At 38.2% G+C, this 17,645-nt stretch carries 16 protein-coding genes and 1 riboswitch; all 16 genes read left to right on the top strand.

The features are described from left to right. Positions 1-163 precede the first annotated feature (163 nt). Positions 164-796, top strand: a complete 633-nt coding sequence (locus CJZ72_RS09920; RefSeq protein ID WP_081134425.1) for a lysozyme family protein — start codon at positions 164-166, stop codon at positions 794-796. 121 nt (positions 797-917) lie between these two features. Further along, positions 918-1,700: a DUF368 domain-containing protein gene (locus CJZ72_RS09925; RefSeq protein ID WP_192918877.1), complete on the top strand. Its 783-nt coding sequence runs from the start codon at positions 918-920 to the stop codon at positions 1,698-1,700. Between the two features lie 159 nt (positions 1,701-1,859). Then, complete coding sequence (locus CJZ72_RS09930) at positions 1,860-4,205, top strand: cation-translocating P-type ATPase (protein WP_081134423.1); 2,346 nt, start codon at positions 1,860-1,862, stop codon at positions 4,203-4,205. A 211-nt stretch (positions 4,206-4,416) separates the two neighbouring features. Further along, positions 4,417-6,261, top strand: coding sequence for a DNA primase (dnaG, locus tag CJZ72_RS09935; RefSeq protein ID WP_095443800.1), 1,845 nt, complete (start codon positions 4,417-4,419; stop codon positions 6,259-6,261). Positions 6,262-6,284: 23 nt separating this feature from the next. Then, positions 6,285-7,394 carry an RNA polymerase sigma factor RpoD gene (gene rpoD, locus CJZ72_RS09940; protein WP_016176834.1) on the top strand — a complete coding sequence of 370 codons (1,110 nt, stop codon included), beginning with the start codon at positions 6,285-6,287 and terminating at the stop codon, positions 7,392-7,394. Positions 7,395-7,787: 393 nt separating this feature from the next. After that, positions 7,788-9,884 carry a cell division site-positioning protein MapZ family protein gene (locus CJZ72_RS09945; protein WP_095443801.1) on the top strand — a complete coding sequence of 699 codons (2,097 nt, stop codon included), beginning with the start codon at positions 7,788-7,790 and terminating at the stop codon, positions 9,882-9,884. A 208-nt stretch (positions 9,885-10,092) separates the two neighbouring features. Beyond that, positions 10,093-10,956: a CvfB family protein gene (locus CJZ72_RS09950; RefSeq protein ID WP_016176831.1), complete on the top strand. Its 864-nt coding sequence runs from the start codon at positions 10,093-10,095 to the stop codon at positions 10,954-10,956. Positions 10,957-11,061: 105 nt separating this feature from the next. After that, positions 11,062-11,535 carry a ferric iron uptake transcriptional regulator gene (gene fur, locus CJZ72_RS09955; RefSeq protein ID WP_005878606.1) on the top strand — a complete coding sequence of 158 codons (474 nt, stop codon included), beginning with the start codon at positions 11,062-11,064 and terminating at the stop codon, positions 11,533-11,535. A gap of 93 nt (positions 11,536-11,628) precedes the next feature. Beyond that, a complete protein-coding gene (gene xerD / locus CJZ72_RS09960) occupies positions 11,629-12,516 on the top strand; it encodes a site-specific tyrosine recombinase XerD (RefSeq protein WP_005878604.1) in 888 nt (295 codons plus the stop codon). Positions 12,517-12,534: 18 nt separating this feature from the next. Next, a complete protein-coding gene (locus tag CJZ72_RS09965) occupies positions 12,535-12,906 on the top strand; it encodes a GNAT family N-acetyltransferase (RefSeq protein ID WP_005878601.1) in 372 nt (123 codons plus the stop codon). Continuing rightward, complete coding sequence (locus CJZ72_RS09970) at positions 12,903-13,673, top strand: segregation/condensation protein A (RefSeq protein WP_179135144.1); 771 nt, start codon at positions 12,903-12,905, stop codon at positions 13,671-13,673. The genes CJZ72_RS09965 and CJZ72_RS09970 overlap by 4 nt, the downstream gene beginning before the upstream one ends. Further along, positions 13,657-14,232, top strand: a complete 576-nt coding sequence (scpB, locus tag CJZ72_RS09975) for an SMC-Scp complex subunit ScpB (RefSeq protein ID WP_095443802.1) — start codon at positions 13,657-13,659, stop codon at positions 14,230-14,232. The genes CJZ72_RS09970 and scpB overlap by 17 nt, the downstream gene beginning before the upstream one ends. Beyond that, positions 14,232-14,948, top strand: coding sequence for a pseudouridine synthase (locus tag CJZ72_RS09980; protein WP_081134419.1), 717 nt, complete (start codon positions 14,232-14,234; stop codon positions 14,946-14,948). Before scpB ends, CJZ72_RS09980 begins: the two co-directional genes overlap by 1 nt. Positions 14,949-15,030: 82 nt before the next feature. Next, positions 15,031-15,152, top strand: a riboswitch (FMN riboswitch). A gap of 127 nt (positions 15,153-15,279) precedes the next feature. Continuing rightward, on the top strand, positions 15,280-15,888 hold the full coding sequence (locus CJZ72_RS09985; protein ID WP_005878592.1) for an ECF transporter S component: 609 nt from the start codon (positions 15,280-15,282) through the stop codon (positions 15,886-15,888). A 344-nt stretch (positions 15,889-16,232) separates the two neighbouring features. Continuing rightward, positions 16,233-16,775, top strand: a complete 543-nt coding sequence (locus tag CJZ72_RS09990; protein ID WP_232509728.1) for a hypothetical protein — start codon at positions 16,233-16,235, stop codon at positions 16,773-16,775. Positions 16,776-16,849: 74 nt separating this feature from the next. Further along, positions 16,850-17,296 carry a hypothetical protein gene (locus tag CJZ72_RS09995; RefSeq protein WP_081134418.1) on the top strand — a complete coding sequence of 149 codons (447 nt, stop codon included), beginning with the start codon at positions 16,850-16,852 and terminating at the stop codon, positions 17,294-17,296. The last annotated feature ends 349 nt before the right edge of the window (positions 17,297-17,645 follow it).

Genomic DNA, 17,645 nt, shown 5'->3' on the forward strand with positions numbered 1-17,645 from the left:
AATGCTTTTCCTAAAAAAACAACGATCAATTTCGTAAGGTAATAAAAAATAGAGAATTTTTCATTTTTTATTAAGAGAAGCAACGAATTTTCTCTCTTAAATAGCCAAGGAAGATAATAAATAGTAAGATTAATAAGATGTCAAAATAACTAGGTGAGTTTTTATGAAGAAAAAAAGAAAATCGATTTTTCGATGGCCGCTACGATTGCTTGCCATTGCGGTGCTTGTAGGTATCCTTTTTATCGGAGGAAGAACCTATACATCCATCAAGCAGGTGGAACAATACGATTCGGAAATTGCGGTAGCTACAAAAAAATATCAAATGGAAAATTACAAAAATCTGATCAAAGGGATCATTCTCACAGAATCAAAGGGTAAGGGTATTGATTTGATGCAAAGCTCGGAAAGTGCCTATGGAAAAGCAAATATGATCAACAATCAAGAAGAAAGCATTGATCAGGGAGTTAGCTATTTGGCCGAAATGATCACTGAGGCAAACGAACAAGGCTGTGATCTTGCTACGGCTATCCAGGCGTATAACTTTGGCAAAGACTATATTGCTTACGTCAAAAAGCATGGAGGCAAAAATAGCGTAGAATTAGCAGAAGAATATTCCAAAAACGTACTAAGCCCGTTACTAGGAAATAATGGGAAAACGAAATATCGTTATTGGCGAGTCCAGTCCTTGCTTTACAATGGTGGGTATCTCTATCATAATGGAGGTAACATGTTCTATTCAGATGTTGTGGATATGAACGAAAAACTAATCGAATTATATGAAAAAGTATGGAAATAGTTCCAAGTATTGAATGATTAAGAAAGAAGGAGTGCTAATATAGGTGGAAAATAGACAAGAAGCAACAGAAAATGTCACTAGAAATGGATCAAAAGATTGGCTTTTACGTTTTATCAAAGGAATGTTTATTGGCTCTGGATTTATTTTGCCAGGGGTAAGTGGTGGCGCATTAGCTGCTGTTTTTGGTATGTATGAACGGTTGATTTCTTTTTTGGCTCACATCACGAAGAATTTCAAAGAAAATGTTTGGTTCTTTTTGCCTGTGGGACTTGGAGGCATCACCGGTGTTTTCTTACTTTCATTTTTAGTTAGCTTTTTATTAGGGGCGTACGAAACAACCATTCTCTGGTTTTTTGTCGGTTGTATCGCTGGAACAGTTCCTGCGTTGTGGAAAGAGGCAGGGAAAAAAGGGCGGCAAACGACGGATGTCGTGATCATGGTCGTCACTTTTGTAGTTGCTTATCTTTTTCTACTTTATGGGGCACAACTTTTCGATGGTCAAGTGGAGCAAAATACAGTTACTTGGATCATCGCAGGCGGACTGATCGGTCTTGGAATGATCGTTCCTGGACTTAGCCCTTCTAATTTCCTTGTATACATGGGTCTTTATAAAGCAATGGCAGATGGCTTTAAAGAGATGCGTTTGGACGTGATTTTACCGATTGCATTGGGCGGAATTGTTTGTGTGTTGGGATTATCAAAGATCATGGACTATATTTTCTCTAAAGCCTATAGTAAACTGTTCCATTTTATTCTAGGTGTCGTCTTTGCTTCAACGATCATGATCATTCCAACAGATTATTCTGGACTTGGACTCTTGGGAATCTTACTTTGTCCAGTTTTATTCATTGCCGGAGCACTGCTCGGTTGGTGGATGAGTCGTCTGGAAGAACGATATAAATAGAAACGGTTGCTTTACACATGATTGGTCAGACCAGCAACAAATGCTTGGTGTTCGATCGTGTGTTTTTGTTTTGTTTAAAATATAAAAAAATAAGTTGTTTTTGCTACTGGAACAAGCTAGACTTAATTACGTTGATTATTTTTTGAAAGTTGGCGAAAAATGGAAAATAAAGAAATAAGAGGTCTCTCTCAGGAAGAAGTGAAAGAAAGAATTGCCTCTGGACAACAAAATGATTATCAAGAGGATGCTACGAAAAGTACTGGGCAGATCTTCAGCGATAATATTTTGACGCTTTTTAATTTTTTGAACTTTGGTATTGGAGTATGTTTACTCTTTGTCGGTGCGTACTCGAATATGGCATATCTAGCAATCATCATGGTAAATATCATCATTGGTATTTATCAAGAAATCCATGCCCGAAATCTCGTGCGAAAATTATCGATTGTTTCGCAATCGGAAGTTTTAGTTATCCGCGAAGGGAAAGAGTTATCCCTAAGTACAAAAGAATTGGTATTAGGTGATATCGTCAAAATCGGTGCAGGGGAACAAATCCCGTCAGATCTGCGGGTGCTATCTGGTCGCGCTGAAGCAAATGAAGCGTTATTGACAGGTGAATCAGATTTGATCGTAAAAACAGCAGGTGATGAATTACTGTCAGGTAGTTATCTGACAAGTGGCTCCGTCTTTGCAGAAACGATTCGAGTTGGTGCAGACAATTATGCAGTCCGCCTGACCAGTGAAGCAAAAACACACAAAGCAATCCATTCAGAATTGGTGGATTCGATCCGTAAGGTTTCAAAATTCACTAGTTTTGTCATTATCCCACTAGGTATTATTTTATTTTTAGAAGCATTGTTCATTCGTGATGCATCGATCAAAATATCAGTTATTGCATCGGCAGCTGCTTTATTAGGAATGTTGCCAAAGGGCTTAGTCCTTTTGATCAGTATTGCCTTAACGACTGGTGTCACAAAACTGGCGAAAAAAAGAATCTTAGTCCAAGATATGTATTCGATCGAAACACTCGCGCATGTCGACACACTTTGTCTAGATAAGACAGGAACGATTACAGAAGGTAAAATGAGTATCCAACGAGTTGAAGCACTTCATCCTGTCTATGAAAATGCCATTCCTGAAATCATGGGCACTTATTTAGCTGAGAGCAGCGACAATAATATCACGATGCGTGCGTTAAGAGATTATTTTGACGTTTCAAATCGCTATGATGTCAGGGAAAAACTAGCTTTTTCATCCGATCGTAAATGGGGAGCAATGGAATTCCCTGAGTTGGGAGTCATTTATGTTGGGGCGCCTGAGCGTTTAGTTTCAGAGGAACAATTACCAGAAAGTTTATTGTCGGCGCAAGCCAATGGATATCGTGTACTAATGCTTGGACTTGCACCAAATCAGCGGCTGACAGATGAGCCACCACATGGCGTGGAACCACTTGCTTTATTTGAAATTGATGATCCAATCCGTAAAAATGCCAAACAAACATTGGCTTACCTGCATAATGAAGGAGTCGATCTAAAAGTCATCTCAGGCGATAATCCATTTACAGTATCGAATATTGCCAGACGTGCAGGTCTACCAAACTATGATTCTTATATTGATCTTTCAACATTGACGGAAGAATCAGAAGTTCGAAACGCCGTACATGAATACTCCGTCTTTGGACGAGTGAGCCCGCAACAAAAGAAAATTTTAGTGAACGAATTAAAAGAAAGTGGACGTACAGTTGCCATGACAGGCGATGGCGTCAATGATGTTTTAGCATTGCGAGAGGCCGATTGTAGTATTGCAATGGCGGAAGGTGATGGTGCAACTCGTCAAATCGCTAATTTGGTCTTGTTGGATTCCGATTTTACTACTTTACCAGAAGTTTTGTTTGAAGGGCGACGAGTAGTAAATAACGTGACGAAAGTTTCAGGGATCTTCTTCATCAAGACGATCTATTCGTTTATCTTGTCTATTATATGTGCAGTGACAGCGATTGGTTTTCCTTTCATCCCAATCCAAATCACTCTGATCGATCTAGCCATTGAAGGATATCCTTCTTTCTTCCTTTCGTTTGAACAAGATCGAAGAAAAGTCACTTATCGCTATTTACCAACCGCTCTGATCAATGCATTACCGAATGCGTTGTTAGTTGTATTAAATATCATTGTGGTGTACTTGTTAGGCGACATTTTATCGTTTACGAATCTGGAAACAACGACACTGATGTATTACTTGCTGATAGGGATCAGCTGTATGGCAGTAATCAAAGCTTGCTACCCATTCAATCCGTTACGTATATTCTTAGCAGTCACGACGGTGATCGGTATATATGTTGCAGCAATGCTTTTCCATCATTTACTAGAAGTCAATCTTGGTCTAGGAACGACTTGGCCATACTTTGTCGGGTTCATGGGGATAAATATCGTCTTACGTTTGCTTTATTGGAAGGCAGATATCCAAAATTATTTGCTCAATAAATTTGCAACAACTAAAGTTTCTGAGTAAGCAATAGTGCTACTTTCCGTAGGAGTAGATGGGCAAAAAATGAATCGTGAGTATAATGCTTGAAAAAGTATTGAATTATGGTACAATGAACGATGTATAATTGTGTCCTTTAAAATCGCACTGATTTTCGTTAGTGCGATTTTTTACCGGTTATTCTCCTGAGAGTATCTCTCTTAAGATACTACAAGTATTGCTTACAGGGGGTGAAAACATGGCTCAGCGAATACCTCAAGAAGTCATTGAATCGATCCGAAGTCAAACGAACATCGTTGAGGTAATTGGGCAATATGTCCAATTAAAAAAATCTGGAAAAAATTACTTAGGGTTATGTCCATTTCATGAAGAAAGAACGCCATCTTTTTCAGTGGCTGAAGATAAGCAGATTTTTCATTGCTTTGGTTGCGGAAAAGGAGGAAATGTCTTTACCTTTCTCCAAGAGCTAGAAGGGCTTAATTTTCCGGAAGCAGTGATAAAAGTTGCTGATTTTGAACAAATCCCTTTGGAAGAACAGTGGCGTAATCAAACGTTACCTGTTGAAAACAGTGACTCAATAAACGGAAAACTGATTTTAGCCCATGAAAAAGCAGAAGAAGTGTATCACCACATGTTGCTTCATACAAAAGCAGGTGAACAAGCTTTGAACTATCTGCTCCAACGAGGGCTGACAGAGGAACTGATTGCCGAGTTCAAAATTGGATTTGCACCAAATGAGCGGTCATTTTTAAATCAAGTATTTAAAAATGAAAACTATGATCAAGAAGTTTTGGAACGTTCTGGTTTATTTGTATCCCATGATGATGGCCGATTATCAGATCGGTTTTATCAAAGAGTCATGTTTCCGATCAAGAATCCACAGGGACGAACGATTGGTTTTTCTGGGCGCTGGCTCGCACCAGAAAAAGGACAAGAAAAAGACCAGCCTAAGTACTTAAATAGTCCTGAAACAGAGTTGTTCAATAAAAGACAAGTGTTGTTTAATTTGGACAAAGCCAGAAGTGAAATCCGAAAAAGTGGTGAAGTTCTTTTATTTGAAGGTTTCATGGATGTGATTGCAGCATGGCAAGCAGGCATAAAAAATGGCATTGCTTCTATGGGGACTAGTTTAACAAATCAACAGATCCAGCATATCGAACGTTTAACAAAAGAGCTAGTCTTTTGTTATGATGGTGATAAGGCAGGTTTTGAAGCAACAAATCGAGGAATTGAATTGCTTCGGCAAAATAGTCGATTACGCCTATCGATCATTGTGATACCAGAAAAACTTGATCCTGATGAATATTTACGTAAATATGGAAAAGAGTCTTTCAATGAATTGCTTTCTCATGGTCGAGAAACGGTATTTACATTTAAAAGCCGCTATTTGAAGCAAGAAAAGAATTTAGACAATGAAAAAGATAAAATAGAATATCTTGAAGAGGTGATCACGGAGTTAAGTAAGGTCGTGTCACCGATCGAACAAGATATGTATCTCTCGCAATTAGCAGCTGAATTTCAAGTGAACCGTGAAACGATCCAGACGCAATTGAGAGAACTTCGACGAGAAAATCAGCGAAGTCGCACAGAACAACAGCCAACGGTGGTCCCAGAAAGACAAGCTGTCAAAACAAGTACAGCGAAAAAAAGACCACTGACCCAGGTTGAAAAAGCAGAACAAATACTTTTGTATCGGATATTCAAAGAGGTTTCTGTTCGTAATCTTCTAAAAGAGCAGAATTTCCAGTTTATCCATGATACTTATGCAGAGGTCTATTTTTTATTCGATGCATTTGTATCACAACATGATGAATTCAACCTTGCAGAGTTTTTAGACTTTTTGCAAGATGAAAAATTAAGGCGGTTAGTGGTTGAGATCGAATACTTGCGCGTGGCAGAAGAAAGTACGCCAAGGGAGATCCAAGACCTATTGCGAGTGATCAGTAAATCTGGTTTAGCTGATGAAATAATGATAAAAAAACAGATGCAGCAAGAAGCTAGAAGAACTGGTAATAAGCAGTTGGAGTTGGAATTGACGATTGAAATCATTGATTTAACAAAACAGTTAAAAAAAGCCGAATAGCTACTCAAGGGGGGCCTTCTTTTATGGCAAATGTAACAGAAAAGAAAAAGTATGAAGCAGCGGTAGCAGCTTTTATCAAAGAAAACAAACCAAAAAAACAAGTTGTATATGATGATCTTTCAAATAAACTTGCGACACCATTCACGTTGAATGCAGACGAAATGGATAAATTGATCCAAAAAGTGGAAGATGCAGGAATCAGTGTCGTTGATGAAAACGGCGAACCATCTGTTCACAGTTTAAAGAGTGCAGAGAAAAAAGCAGAACAAGCGAAGACCGAAGATCTATCTGCGCCAACGGGTGTAAAGATCAATGATCCTGTAAGAATGTATTTAAAAGAAATCGGCCGTGTGTCCCTTTTAACAGCAGAAGAAGAAGTAGCTCTAGCATTGAAAATCGAAGAAGGCGACCAAGAAGCAAAACAGCGTTTAGCTGAAGCAAACCTTCGTTTGGTTGTAAGTATTGCTAAAAGATATGTAGGACGAGGTATGCAATTTTTAGACTTGATCCAAGAAGGTAACATGGGATTGATGAAGGCTGTTGAAAAATTTGATTACCGTAAGGGATTTAAATTTTCTACGTATGCTACTTGGTGGATCCGTCAAGCAATCACTCGTGCCATCGCTGACCAAGCGCGTACGATCCGTATCCCAGTGCATATGGTTGAAACAATCAATAAATTGATCCGTATCCAACGTCAATTACTGCAAGACCTTGGAAGAGAACCAACGCCTGAAGAAATCGGTGCAGAAATGGATCTCCCTACAGAAAAAGTACGTGAAATATTGAAAATTGCGCAAGAACCAGTTTCTTTAGAAACACCAATCGGTGAAGAAGACGATTCACATCTAGGTGATTTCATTGAAGACCAAGAAGCAACGAGTCCTGCGGAACATGCAGCGTATGAATTATTGAAAGAACAATTAGAAGATGTATTAGATACCTTGACTGACCGTGAAGAAAATGTTCTGCGTTTGCGTTTTGGTTTAGATGACGGACGCACTAGAACATTAGAAGAGGTCGGAAAAGTGTTTGGGGTTACAAGAGAACGTATCCGTCAAATCGAAGCGAAGGCATTGAGAAAACTACGCCATCCTTCTCGCTCAAAACAATTGAAAGATTTCTTAGAATAGTATCTGCAATAAGATTGGGACAGAAGTGTTTAACTCCGAGAATTTCGGCTTATTTCTCGGAGTTGCTTCTGCTGCTCCCACACTCTTCGTGGAATCATTCAAAGTAGAGCAACCAGGACAGAAATTATACATTTCTGTCCTGGTTTTTTGCTTTTTCGATTCACTATTGAATATCCATCTTTACTGAATAAATAAGAATTTCTCGATCACAGACCATCACATTACATCAAGCATTTTTTAGAATCAATGGTTGGAAAAAACAATAATTCTAAAAAAGAAAATAATTGTTTGCAGCATTTTTATGGAAATCATAAAAATAGGCTATTGGCGTGAGGTTCAGAATATGGTAGATTTAATGATAGCGTAAACCTAACAAAAGGAGCCGATTCCTAAGTGATAAAAAAATGTCCAAAGTGTGGATCAGATAAAATCGAGGACAAATCGACTTGTCCTGATTGCGGTTATCAAATCGAAGAGATAGATCAACACACCAATGAAGAAAACGAATCAATTTCCCAGTCACACGAGGGTTCTTCAGAAGAAGTTTTTCCAGATAGTGAATTAAATGATCCAATCGAGTGGTCAGAACTAAAAGATCTACCTTTGGAATCTGTGATGGAAATCTTTAAAAATGATGTAACCCCTGAAGAAAACGTAATGTCGCAAACGGCAACGAACTTGAATGATAAAGAAGAAAAGCAATCGCTGACGATAGAGAAAAAGCTGGTGAAAGAAGAACAAACAAAAGATCAGCCAAAAGACCAGTCTCTTGAAAAAACAATAGATACTGAACAGAAAAAACGAGTGGCGGAACTAAAGGAATTTGTGGATCAGGAAGAAGAAAATTCCATCTTAGCTGCCTACATCAAAGCCCATCGTGAAGATACGACCGAAGAGCATGCAAAAGAATTGATGAAGATGATCAACGATAAAATCGCAGCAAAAGAGGGTCAATCGTCAGTTCAAATGCAAGAAGTCACAGATGCATCTGCATCAGAAAAAGCAGAGGTATCAAAACCGCTAGAAGCAAAAGCACGATTGGAAGAAGAGGTGCCGCCAGTAATCGAATCCATAAAGGAAGAGGAAAAGGCGGAAAAAGAAGTAGAAGAAGTAAAAGAAGAAAATAAAGTAAAAGAAGAAAACAGTGGACCATTAGAGCCAATAAAAACGAATAAGCCACTTTCTGATTCGGAAAAAGAGATAGATACACCTATTGCTGCTTCTATCAAGAATAGCGAAGAGGCAACTGATACGAAAGAAAATGAAACACAACAGCCGACTCCTGAAACAGAGCCTCAAAAGGAAGAATTGCCATTATCAGAAGAAAATGAGGATGACAAAAAAGCGGCTAAAAAGAAAAAATCAAAAAAAATCCCGTATATAGTATTGGCAGTTGCGGTACTGATTGGAGCGGGCGGCTGGGCGTATTATGATCACCAGCAAACGGTTCAAGCACAAATTGCAGCAGAAGCGAAAAAGCAACAGCAAAAAGTAAATGAGTTGAAGAAGACACTCGCTACTTTTTACTATGATGGGGCGCATCAGTTTTTACGTACTTCTATGATCAATCAAGATTTGACGAAGTTAAAAACATCGTTGAATGAGGTCAAAGGAGAAAAAGGCTATGCTGATCTAGAAAAAACGTATGAAGATATCCAAACAAAGGTAAAAGATATCAAAGGTGTCAACGAGTTGTTTACTACTGAGGCGATCATTGATGATCACTTAGCTGATGATCTGAAATTAAAAGCAGACCAAGAAATCAAACGTTTTGCAACAGACGATTCTGATTTTGGACAACTGCTAAAAAAAGCGCAAGATGAAGCTGAGGCACAATACGATCAACTGCAAACGGCGAAAGAGAAAACCAATATCGTTTTTGCTGATGATAAAGTCGCAGACTCTGCAACTCGTGAGCAATATACAGATGCACAAAAGGCTGTAGATCAGGTGAAAAATCAAGAGTTAGCTGTGACTCTAAAAGATCAGTTAAAACAAGTAGATGATATATTGACCAAGAAAGAGGAACAACAGAAAAAAGAAGAGGAAGCGAAAAAGGCAGAAGAAGCGAAGAAAGCAGCAGAAGCAGCAGAGGCAGCAAGAAAAGCACAGGCTGCAGCACAGCAAGCAGCACAAGCGCAAGCTGCACAGCAAGCAGCGAATTCTTCTTCAGTAAATAAAAATTCTGCGAATCAGCCAATCATGGCTACACGTCAAAGTGATGTAGCAGATACAGCAAATGCAGCTTGGAATTGGGCACCCGGTGTTCAAGAAAGCGTGATTAATACATGTATTCAGCGAGGCTACATCGTTCAAGGCGGTTATCGGTTGGAAAAAGTTAGAATTGAAAATGGCCAAGGGTATTACAATCTTTATGCAACTTCTACCAAATCTTCATTAATGAATGGAATCGGTGAAAGTGCATTACCATTTTATATTGTGACGATCAACTGTAAAACAGGCTGGTTTGGCGGTAATGGCAGTCGTTAAAAGGATACGCAGAACAAAAACTTAGGTTTACTTTATTTTTCTATTCAACATGAGTAGGGGATCTCTATTCAGTATGTTGGGAAATGAGGGACCTAAGTTTTTTTGTAGTTATTGCCGGGTAACACGCTACTAATCAAAGGGACATTATGGTATGATAGCAAAGAAAGTTGGCAGAGATAACCTGTCTTTCGTATAAAGGAGAAATAAAATGAATGAATTATTAGCAACGATATTTACCGGTATGGTAATTGATGAAAATGAAAAAAATTATTTTGTTCAAAAAAATGGACAAACTTTTGGATTAAGTAAAGTAGAAGGCGAACATCGGATCGGTGAAGCAGTTGAGGGATTCGGCTACCAAAATCAAAAGCACGAAAACCGTTTTACAACAGTGATCCCGAAAAGTCGGATCGGACATTACGCGTTTGGCACAGTCACTTCTTCCAGAAAAGATCTAGGGGTTTTTGTAGACATCGGCTTGCCCGATAAAGATTTTGTCGTTTCACTAGATGAATTACCTACAATGACAGAACTCTGGCCTAAAAAAGGCGATCGTTTGATGATTTCTCTAAAAGTGGATGCGAAGGATCGTATTTGGGGTAGTTTAGCGGATGAAAAAATCTTTAAATCATTAAGTAAATTTGGAACAGAAGAAATGAAAAACAAAGATATCACTGGGACAGCGTATCGCTTAAAATTAACTGGTACCTATATATTGACAGATGATTTTTACCTAGGATTCATCCATCCATCTGAACGATACAATGAACCAAGACTCGGAGAACAGGTAAAAGGCCGGGTAGTCGGTGTCAGACCAGATGGGGTACTAAACATATCTTTGAAGCCAAGAGCATATGAAGCAATTTCTGATGATGCACAAATGATTTTAACGATCATCGAACGATCTGCCGATCAGCAAATCAATTTCACAGATAAATCAGATCCAGAAGAAATCATGAAAGCATTTGGAATCAGCAAAGGAGCATTCAAACGTGCACTAGGCAATCTATTGAAACAAGGATTGATCAAGCAAGAAGATGGTGTAACGAAACGAAATAAAAATTCTAATTGAGAATGGCTTGCATGTTTTTCTTAACTAGCTTATAATTATTTTAATTTAGAGAGTAAAAATAGTCTGGTTAATTATAATTATTATAAATTGTTGGGGTTGAAAAAAATGGTTATGAACGCTATGTCAGTAATGAAAAAAACAAAACAGCAGTTACACGAATCTGGGTTTAAACTGACCCCGCAAAGAGAAGCAACTTTGCTTGTTCTGTTAGAAAATGAAAAAGAACACTTATCCGCAGAAGAAGTTTTTTTTCTAGTAAAAAAGAAAAGCCCAGAAATTGGTTTAGCTACAGTGTATCGTACATTAGAAATATTAACTGATCTAAAAATCATCGATAAGGTGAACTTTAACGACGGTGTTGCACGATATGACTTGCGAAAAGAAGGGGCTAAACATTTTCATCATCATTTATTATGCTTGAAATGTGGGACGATCGAAGAAGTGGAAGAAGATCTATTGATTCAGGTAGAAGAAGTAGTAGAGGATCGCTATCACTTTTTAGTAAAAGATCATCGCTTAACTTTTCACGGTATCTGCCAAAAATGTTATAATCAGGAAAAAGAAAGTAAAACCGTCTAATGGAACAGACGGCTTTTTCTTTGTCTGCACCTAAAAGAGACTATCGAAAATGAAGGCTATCTGATATGATAGAGTAGCACGAGGTGGATTATTATGAAAGAAGAACTCAATGATTATCTCCACTATCTGACGATTGAACGAGGATTATCATTAAATACTAGAAAAAGTTATGAACGTGATTTAGCGCAATACCTTCATTTTTTGGAGGAAAAAAAAATTACTGCATGGCAAGATGTCGATCGTTTCATAGTGATCAGTTATCTAGAGAAAATGCATGATGAAAAAAAAGCACCCGCGACTGTCACACGGATGATCACAAGTTTAAGAAGATTTCATCAATTTTTACGCCAAGAACGTATTACTGATCATGATCCGATGCAGCATATCGATACACCTAAAAAAGCCCAAAAGTTACCTAGCACACTGTCTTTGAAAGAAGTTGAACGTCTGATCGAAGCTCCAGATACAACCAAAAATCTGGGGATCAGAGATCGCGCAATACTGGAAGTCATGTATGCTACAGGAATGCGGGTGAGTGAACTGATCGGTTTGAAATTGAGCGATCTGCATTTATCTTTAGGGTTAGTACAGACGATCGGTAAAGGAGATAAAGAAAGAATCATTCCTTTAGGTGATTATGCAATCCAATGGTTGGAACGTTATTTAGACGAAGTGAGACCATTACTTGTCAAAGACGCTACTGAAGTCCACGTTTTCGTGAATAATCATGGTTCAGGATTATCACGACAAGGTATTTGGAAAAATTTGAAACAATTAGTGCGTGATGCCGGTATCACAAAAGAAGTGACGCCACATACTTTACGCCATAGTTTTGCTACTCATTTACTTGAAAACGGTGCGGACCTCCGAACTGTTCAAGAATTGCTAGGCCATGCGGATATATCAACGACCCAAATCTATACACATATCACGAAGAAAAGAATGACGGATGTTTATAAGCAGCATTTTCCAAGGGCTTAGTCATAGGAAGGTGAAAAAATGTTAACACATTACCGAAAAGAAAATCGTAAAATCGCTATGGGACTTTTAAGTTTCCACAAGAAATTAGCGGATAAAGAAAACCGGCTGAAAGAGATCGATACGTATGAAACAGAAGAAAAGTATGAGATTTTCTTCTTCACTCCTGAAGGCTCAACCAATATCCAAGGGATCATTGGCGTTTATTGGGGAGATGAAGAGGAACTAGTCATTCATGATGTAGCGTTGAATCCTTCTTATCGTGGAGAAAAGATGGGCTTTCTAATGTTGGATGAACTTGAACAGAAATATCCTGAAAAGAAAATTCGTGCCACAGAGATCACAGAGCCCTATTTTACCAAATGGCTGAATGAAAAAAAAAAGAAAGAGTGAACACGGTGACAGAGATCAATATCAAATTAGATGTATTTGAAGGACCATTGGATCTCCTTCTTCATTTGATCCAGCAAATGGAAATCGATATTTATGATATCCCTATTGCGACGATCACGGAACAATACATGAATTATATCCATACCATGAAGACGCTAGAACTTGCAGTTGCGGGAGAATACCTGGTGATGGCTGCTACCTTGATGGCTATCAAAAGCAAGACTTTACTGCCTGTTCAAGAAACAATCATTGAAGAAGACGGCTATTGGGAAGAAGATCCGCGCGATGAGTTAGTGAATCAGTTGCTTGAATATCGGAAATACAAATATGCTGCTGAAAAACTAACAGAAAAAGCACAGGAAAGAAGCTTGTATTTTACAAAAGAACCACTAGCCGTTGATGACTTGATCGGACAGGAAAGGCCGTTGAAACGTGGACAAGTGAAGCAAGTCGATTTGTTTCGTGCAATGCAGAAGATTTTGGAACGAAAGCAATTTTCGAAAAAAATTGAAAAGACCATTGCGCCAGACGATACAACGATCGAGGAGCGGATCATCTTTGTTGAAGAGCGTTTAAAAAGAAACAAACAAGGTTGCACTTTTGATTCTTTTTTTGAATCGCCCTCAAAAACAGAGATCGTGACAACCTTTATGGCAATATTAGAGATGATGAAAAATGGACAGATCGTTGCCCAACAAGAAGAAAATTATGAATCAATCATGCTTTATCCAGCAATAGGAGATATCAACAATGACGAAATTAAGTGAACTTGAAGCGATTCTTTTTATAGTCGGTGAAGAAGGAATCGCCTTAGATGAAATCAGCCATATTTTAGCAATCGACAAAGAGGAAGCACTACGACTGGTCGCAGAGCTAGAAGAGAGATATGAAAATGACACAACGAGTGCATTACATATTTTGGAGACAGAGGCGCATATCGTTTTGACGACCAAAAAAGAACTAGCGCCGTTGTTGAAACGGTATGCTCAAGGAACGTCAAATACGCTTTCGCAAGCAGCTGTTGAAACTTTGGCAATCATTGCCTACAAACAGCCAATCACAAGAGTCGAGATCGAACAAATCCGAGGTGTACAAGTTTCAGGGGCCGTTCAACGTCTATCTGCCCACAATCTGATTGAGGAAAAAGGGAGAGTAGAAGGACCAGGACGTCCGATATTATACGGGACAACTTCTTATTTCTTAGATTACTTTGGTCTCAAATCGCTGAAAGAATTACCGGATATACAAGAAATGGAACTTTCATTAAAAGAAGATGCACCATTAGATCTATTTTTTGATGGAATGAATGAAGGAGAACAATCGTAATGGAAAGACTACAAAAAGTAATTGCCCATGCTGGCATAACTTCACGACGCAAAGCAGAAGAATATATTTTAGCTGGCAGAGTGAAAGTCAATGGCCAAGTCATCAAAGAACTAGGGGTCAAAGTAACGAAAAATGATATGATCGAAGTAGATGAAGTGCCGATCTATCAAGAAGAATTTGGCTACTATCTATTGTATAAACCAAGAGGGGTCATTTCAGCAGTCGCTGATGATAAAGGACGTAAAGTTGTGACCGATCTTCTTCCGATGGTCAAGGAACGGATCTACCCAGTTGGACGTTTGGATTATGATACATCAGGCATCCTGTTATTGACAAACGACGGTGATTTTGCACAACGTTTGACCCATCCAAAACATGAAGTAGATAAAGTATATGTTGCTAAAGTAAAAGGTATTGCCACGAAGTCTAACCTAGCACCGATCACTAAAGGTGTCAAAATCGAAGGAAAATGGACTTCTCCAGCTAGATATCAAATCTTGTCTGTAGATCCAAAGACAAACCATAGTATCGTGGAATTGACTATCCATGAAGGCCGCAACCACCAAGTCAAAAATATGCTGCAGGCAGTAGGGCTACCCGTCCAAAAACTAAAGCGTGAAAAATATGGTGATTTGACGCTTCAAGGCTTGCGTCCTGGAGACTATCGTGAGTTGAACAAAAAGGAAGTAAGCAGTTTATTGAATCACTCAAAATAATTACTTACTAATTATAAGTATAAAAGATTGCATTTTTTCTAAAGGTATGTATAATGAAAGGGTAAACAAAAAATCATAAATGGTTCGTCTTCAGGGGCAGGGTGAAATTCCCGACCGGTGGTTAAAGTCCACGACCTACTTTTCAAGTAGCTGAACCGGTGAAATTCCGGTACCGACAGTACAGTCTGGATAAAGAAGATAGAGCTTATTTGACGCAGACTTTTGCCAAATAACTCTAACTCTCCCTGTGCTAAGGAGAGTTTTTTTATTTGCAAATGATCGAGTCGTTAAAAAAGTTCGCTGAAGAGGAGTCCTAACAGGAGGATTTCAAATGAAGAACACCCGTGTACAAAAAATGGTCGCTGTAGCAATGTTTGCTGCGATCGGTTTGGTTTTGCAATATTTTGCATTTCCAATCATGCCAGCTTTTGGTTTTCTAAAGATCGACTTTAGTGATATCCCAGTACTGATCAGTATGTTTTTATTTGGGCCACTAGCAGGCGTAGTCACAGCATTTTTGCGTTCAATCTTACATCTAGTGACTACTGGCTTTTCACCAGATAATCTAGTAGGAGATGCGGCAAGTTTCTTAGCAACATCGATCTTTACATTACCGATATTCTACTTCTTTAGAAAGAAAAAAAATGAAGGCAGAAATAAATTTGCTGGAGTGATTTCTGGTACTCTTGCGATGACCTTGTTCATGAGCGTAGCCAACTATTTCGTGATCACGCCATTATACCTGATGTTTCTTGGGTTAAATGCGAATCAAATGTTGGGGATGCCTTTAACAAATTACGTGTTGATCGGTATCGTACCGTTTAATTTGATCAAAGGATTTATCGTTAGTGCAGCGTTCCTAGTGTTGCATGCAAAACTACTCCCTTGGTTAAGTCGCAAACAACATAAACTGGAACAGCGACATACGGTAATAAAATAGCTGATCAATCATTAAATAACTTATAAAATATAAAGCTTGGAAGAATCTCATGTAGATAATGATGTTTCTTCTAAGCTTTTTTGCTGTTTTAAAATTACATATTCCTTGTTATTATAGTAAAGATACAGAGGATGAATTATACTGTACATATAAACTAGTTAAGGGGAAAATTAGAAAAAATTCTATTTAAAATAACATCTATTCTCTTTAGTTGATGATTAGCATTCTTGAAATAGTCATTCGAGGTACGAGGAATGGTTGAACTTGGCTACATTGAAAAAATAAATCAGGAAGGAGTATAGCAAAAAGAAGTAGCTAATGACAATAAATTGAGTAAGTGATTTATGATGTCAAAAATAGAAGGAATCATCTTGATTTGTTTAACCTTTTTGATTATTGGTTTTTCAGAGTATGCATTTGCAGATATCGCTATCAGTGAGAGAGGACAAAATCGAACGATGACGAAGAAACTAACGATCGAAGAAACAACCAATGAAGTAAGCCAAACATTTTTCATTGATTCAAACGTGCCACTAACAGAAACAGAAAAGCACGAGTTATTAGAGAGAATACATGAGAGTAGAAGACAGCTCTTGCTGAGAGCAACTGGTGTTGCCTTGACCTATTTCATTATTCGCAGTGGCAATACAACAAATTGTGAGCTACTAACAAGATTTAATGCGACTAGTTCGATCAAGACTATTTGGTGGGACCAATTAAAGGTGCAAAACTTGGATTTGATCAATAAACAAACGTACGTACGCTACTTTTCGTTCAGTACTACAAAGTTTGGATGCAAATCGTTATGGAACGGAAAGAATCGGCTATCTGTCCATACCATTAGGAGAAACAAGAGGGTATGTGACAACTACAGGTACGATGGCTGACTCAATGAAAGATGGTTGGGGAACCTTAATGAACTTTTCAGGCGGAGCAACGATCAATTAAGGAGGGACGATACATGAAGGGACTTGTGCCACAGGCATTAAAAATTTTGAACGAGCGATTTACCTTAACAGAGATCAACCCAGAGATGATTCCCAAGTCTACTTACGAAGGAAAATGCTTCAATGCTCTTGTCTCAATGAAAAATACGCAAAAACTCTCGTGGATGGAGCTACATGTCAAAGTGTATCAAATCAAACGAGAAACAGCATCAGAATTGTATTTTTCGGTTGGTCAGAGTCATTTTAATCCGATCCCTTCATTGGAAAATAAGGAAGAGCTTTTATTGGTTTTTGTGGAAGAACAAGTCGACTACTTTCACCTCAACTGTGTACGCCTTTTTCTAGAAATATATGTAGCAATCGGTGTCACAGAGAAAGACCGGCAAGAAAAAAATGATTGGTATTTAGAATATCAGCGCAGTAAAGAACTATTGGATAATTTTCATTTGTATACGTATTGATTGGAAGAATCACCGACAGTGAAATAGAAAAATGATAGTAAGATTTGAGAAAATCATGAATAAACGTAAAGACCAACATTTTTAGTGGACCCAAGTAGATTTCCCGATGAGCGTGAGAAGTAAGAAACACTTTTGTCTCATTTCTCATTCTTTAAAAATGAATAAACGGTGGGAGCAGAAGCAACTCCTTCTTAAATAAGCCGAAATCCACAAAAATTTGAAAATCAATTTTCGTGGATTTCTTCTTATTTCTCGGAGTTAAACACTCCTGTCCCAGCCTCAATTTTTTTGTTGGAATTGTGAATAGAATAGTTATCAACAAATAAAATGAAAATTTTCTCGCATTATT

It is taken from the genome of Enterococcus durans, assembly GCF_002277935.1.
GTDB classification, from domain to species: domain Bacteria; phylum Bacillota; class Bacilli; order Lactobacillales; family Enterococcaceae; genus Enterococcus_B; species Enterococcus_B durans.

What these genes read in the sequence shown, in the direction of transcription:
- CJZ72_RS09920 (WP_081134425.1), top strand. Translation starts at nt 164, where the DNA reads ATGAAGAAAAAAAGAAAATCGATTTTTCGATGGCCGCTACGATTGCTT.
- CJZ72_RS09925 (WP_192918877.1), top strand. Translation starts at nt 918, where the DNA reads ATGTTTATTGGCTCTGGATTTATTTTGCCAGGGGTAAGTGGTGGCGCA.
- CJZ72_RS09930 (WP_081134423.1), top strand. Translation starts at nt 1,860, where the DNA reads ATGGAAAATAAAGAAATAAGAGGTCTCTCTCAGGAAGAAGTGAAAGAA.
- dnaG (WP_095443800.1), top strand. Translation starts at nt 4,417, where the DNA reads ATGGCTCAGCGAATACCTCAAGAAGTCATTGAATCGATCCGAAGTCAA.
- rpoD (WP_016176834.1), top strand. Translation starts at nt 6,285, where the DNA reads ATGGCAAATGTAACAGAAAAGAAAAAGTATGAAGCAGCGGTAGCAGCT.
- CJZ72_RS09950 (WP_016176831.1), top strand. Translation starts at nt 10,093, where the DNA reads ATGAATGAATTATTAGCAACGATATTTACCGGTATGGTAATTGATGAA.
- fur (WP_005878606.1), top strand. Translation starts at nt 11,062, where the DNA reads ATGGTTATGAACGCTATGTCAGTAATGAAAAAAACAAAACAGCAGTTA.
- xerD (WP_005878604.1), top strand. Translation starts at nt 11,629, where the DNA reads ATGAAAGAAGAACTCAATGATTATCTCCACTATCTGACGATTGAACGA.
- CJZ72_RS09965 (WP_005878601.1), top strand. Translation starts at nt 12,535, where the DNA reads ATGTTAACACATTACCGAAAAGAAAATCGTAAAATCGCTATGGGACTT.
- scpB (WP_095443802.1), top strand. Translation starts at nt 13,657, where the DNA reads ATGACGAAATTAAGTGAACTTGAAGCGATTCTTTTTATAGTCGGTGAA.
- CJZ72_RS09980 (WP_081134419.1), top strand. Translation starts at nt 14,232, where the DNA reads ATGGAAAGACTACAAAAAGTAATTGCCCATGCTGGCATAACTTCACGA.
- CJZ72_RS09985 (WP_005878592.1), top strand. Translation starts at nt 15,280, where the DNA reads ATGAAGAACACCCGTGTACAAAAAATGGTCGCTGTAGCAATGTTTGCT.
- CJZ72_RS09990 (WP_232509728.1), top strand. Translation starts at nt 16,233, where the DNA reads ATGATGTCAAAAATAGAAGGAATCATCTTGATTTGTTTAACCTTTTTG.
- CJZ72_RS09995 (WP_081134418.1), top strand. Translation starts at nt 16,850, where the DNA reads ATGAAGGGACTTGTGCCACAGGCATTAAAAATTTTGAACGAGCGATTT.